This window comes from Klebsiella sp. K-Nf6, from assembly GCF_002806655.1.
Taxonomy (GTDB): domain Bacteria; phylum Pseudomonadota; class Gammaproteobacteria; order Enterobacterales; family Enterobacteriaceae; genus Klebsiella; species Klebsiella variicola.
On sequence record NZ_PIBN01000053.1, the window covers coordinates 1 to 656 of the forward strand.

Below are 656 nucleotides of genomic sequence, written 5' to 3' on the forward strand. Positions count from 1 at the left end.
ATGACTGACAATGCCGTCCTCCTGGGCGAAGGCTTCACCCTGATGTTTCTCGGCATGGGCTTTGTGCTGGTGTTCCTGCTGCTGCTCATCTTTGCCATTCAGGGAATGTCCCTCGCCGTTAACCGTCTGTTTCCCGAGCCGCCTGCCGCCCCCAAGCCGGCGCCGGCCGCCGTCGCGCCCGCTGACGACTTCGCCCGCTTAAAGCCGGCGATTGTCGCCGCCATTCACCACCATCGCCGCCTTAATTCTTAATTCACGGAGGAATTTATGACCGTTGCCATTACCGATGTCGTCCTGCGCGACGCCCACCAGTCCCTGTTCGCCACCCGTCTGCGTCTCGACGATATGCTGCCCGTTGCGGCTCAGCTGGATGACGTCGGCTACCGCTCCCTTGAGTGCTGGGGCGGCGCCACCTTTGACGCCTGCATCCGCTTTCTCGGCGAGGACCCGTGGGTCCGCCTGCGTGAGCTGAAAAAGGCGATGCCGAAGACCCCGCTGCAGATGCTGCTCCGCGGCCAGAACCTGCTCGGCTACCGCCACTACGCCGATGACGTGGTGGAACGCTTCGTCGAGCGCGCCGTCAAAAACGGCATGGACGTCTTCCGCGTCTTCGATGCCATGAACGACCCGCGCAACATGCAGGCCGCCCTGCAGGC

1 protein-coding gene and 1 pseudogene are annotated in these 656 nt (G+C 63.4%); both read left to right on the plus strand.

Features of this window, described 5'->3' with window-relative positions; translation table 11 throughout:
* The gene (locus CWM61_RS28570; RefSeq protein ID WP_100632280.1) at window positions 1-252 is read left to right on the plus strand and encodes an oxaloacetate decarboxylase subunit gamma; all 252 of its coding nucleotides are present in this window, start codon (window positions 1-3) and stop codon (window positions 250-252) included.
* Between the two features lie 15 nt (window positions 253-267).
* Window positions 268-656, plus strand: a pseudogene (locus tag CWM61_RS28575) (oxaloacetate decarboxylase); the annotation flags it as partial.